Origin of the sequence: Pseudoalteromonas sp. S3776 (assembly GCF_005886915.1) — a bacterium.
Classification (GTDB): Bacteria; Pseudomonadota; Gammaproteobacteria; order Enterobacterales; family Alteromonadaceae; genus Pseudoalteromonas.
In genome coordinates, this window is the sequence record NZ_PNCU01000087.1 from 1 (window position 1) to 276 (window position 276).

The 276-nt window shown below is 42.4% G+C and carries 1 protein-coding gene; it reads left to right on the forward strand.

The window, feature by feature from the left end:
- A partial coding sequence (locus CWC16_RS19945; protein ID WP_212747449.1) for a hypothetical protein occupies nt 1-276 on the forward strand: 276 nt, incomplete at both ends.

The window sequence follows — 276 nt, forward strand, 5'->3', positions numbered from 1 at the left end:
GCGGGCGACACACCTGATGAACCCCCAGCAGATGCACTTGTTGAAGAAAGTGATGACTTTGATTTAGATGATATAGACGGCCTAATTGATGAAGTTGAAGATTCACCTGCAGCTGAAGTAGCAACAGATAATGATACAGAGCGAGATATAGATAGCGCTTTGGCTGATTCTGTTGAAGAACTGGCTGATGCACAGAGCGATTTTAACGAAGATGATATTGAAACTTTAGCGTCTTCACTTATTGATGAACCAGAGCTTGAAGAAGAACCTGAGCTT